This window comes from Micromonospora sp. NPDC047812 (assembly GCF_040704175.1).
In the GTDB taxonomy this organism is placed as follows: Bacteria; Actinomycetota; Actinomycetes; order Mycobacteriales; family Micromonosporaceae; genus Micromonospora.
Genome location: NZ_JBEYRY010000026.1, coordinates 1 through 1,724, shown reverse-complemented (window position 1 = coordinate 1,724; position 1,724 = coordinate 1). Strand labels below are relative to the sequence as shown.

The window sequence follows — 1,724 nt, the reverse complement described above, 5'->3', positions numbered from 1 at the left end:
CGGGGGAGCGTGGGAACCTGGCGGGTAGTAGTCAAGCGATGGGGTGACGCAGGAAGGTAGCTGAGCCCGGCCGGTGGTTGTGCCGGGGTAAGCGTGTAGGCCGTGTTGTAGGCAAATCCGCAACACATGAAGGCTGAGACGTGATGCCGAGCCGATTCAGGTGAAGTCAGTGATCCTATGCTGCCGAGAAAAGCCTCTAGCGAGTTCTTAGCGGCCCGTACCCCAAACCGACACAGGTGGTCAGGTAGAGAATACCGAGGCGATCGGGCGAACTGTGGTTAAGGAACTCGGCAAATTGCCCCCGTAACTTAGGGAGAAGGGGGGCCGGAGACGTGAAGCCCCACGCGGGTGGAGCGTTGTATGGCCGCAGAGAGCAGGGGGAAGCGACTGTTTACTAAAAACACAGGTCCATGCGAAGAAGTAATTCGATGTATATGGACTGACGCCTGCCCGGTGCTGGAACGTTAAGGGGACCTGTTAGCTCTTCGGGGCGAAGCGGAGAACTTAAGCGCCAGTAAACGGCGGTGGTAACTATAACCATCCTAAGGTAGCGAAATTCCTTGTCGGGTAAGTTCCGACCTGCACGAATGGCGTAACGACTTCCCCACTGTCTCAACCACAGGCCCGGCGAAATTGCATTACGAGTAAAGATGCTCGTTACGCGCGGCAGGACGGAAAGACCCCGGGACCTTTACTATAGCTTGACATTGGTATCCGAATTAGCTTGTGTAGGATAGGTGGGAGCCGGTGAAGTCCATACGCCAGTATGGGTGGAGGCAATCTTGAAATACCACTCTGGTTGATTTGGGTATCTAACTTCGGACCGTTATCCGGTTCAGGGACAGTGTCTGGTGGGTAGTTTAACTGGGGCGGTTGCCTCCTAAAGGGTAACGGAGGCGCCCAAAGGTTCCCTCAGCCTGGTTGGCAATCAGGTGTTGAGTGCAAGTACACAAGGGAGCTTGACTGTGAGACTGACAGGTCGAGCAGGGACGAAAGTCGGGACTAGTGATCCGGCACTTGCGAGTGGAAGCGGTGTCGCTCAACGGATAAAAGGTACCCCGGGGATAACAGGCTGATCTTCCCCAAGAGTCCATATCGACGGGATGGTTTGGCACCTCGATGTCGGCTCGTCGCATCCTGGGGCTGTAGCAGGTCCCAAGGGTTGGGCTGTTCGCCCATTAAAGCGGTACGCGAGCTGGGTTTAGAACGTCGTGAGACAGTTCGGTCCCTATCCGCCGTGCGCGTAGGATACTTGAGAAGGGCTGTCCCTAGTACGAGAGGACCGGGACGGACGAACCTCTGGTGTGCCAGTTGTCCCGCCAGGGGCACGGCTGGTTAGCTACGTTCGGAAGGGATAACCGCTGAAAGCATCTAAGCGGGAAGCTCGCTTCAAGATGAGGTATCCCACCCACCTTGGTGGGGTAAGGCCCCCAGCTAGACGACTGGGTTGATAGGCCGGAAATGTAAGCCCGGTAACGGGTTCAGTTGACCGGTACTAATAGGCCGAGGACTTGACTACTAAGCTGCTACGCGTCCACTGTGCAACTCTCGATGAACGAACAACAGACCACACGTGTGTGGTGTTGTTTGACATGTCGATAGAGTTACGGCGGTCATGGCGGAGGGGAAACGCCCGGTTACATTCCGAACCCGGAAGCTAAGCCCTCCAGCGCCGATGGTACTGCACTCGGGAGGGTGTGGGAGAGTAGGACACCGCCGGACAA

2 rRNA genes (1 of these 2 running past the window's edge) are annotated in these 1,724 nt (G+C 56.6%); both read left to right on the top strand.

The features are described 5' to 3' along the window. A 23S ribosomal RNA gene (locus tag AB0883_RS30650) occupies positions 1 to 1,519 on the top strand; it begins 1,666 nt to the left of the window's first position. Positions 1,520 to 1,605: 86 nt separating this feature from the next. Next, a 5S ribosomal RNA gene (gene rrf, locus AB0883_RS30645) occupies positions 1,606 to 1,722 on the top strand. The last annotated feature ends 2 nt before the right edge of the window (positions 1,723 to 1,724 follow it).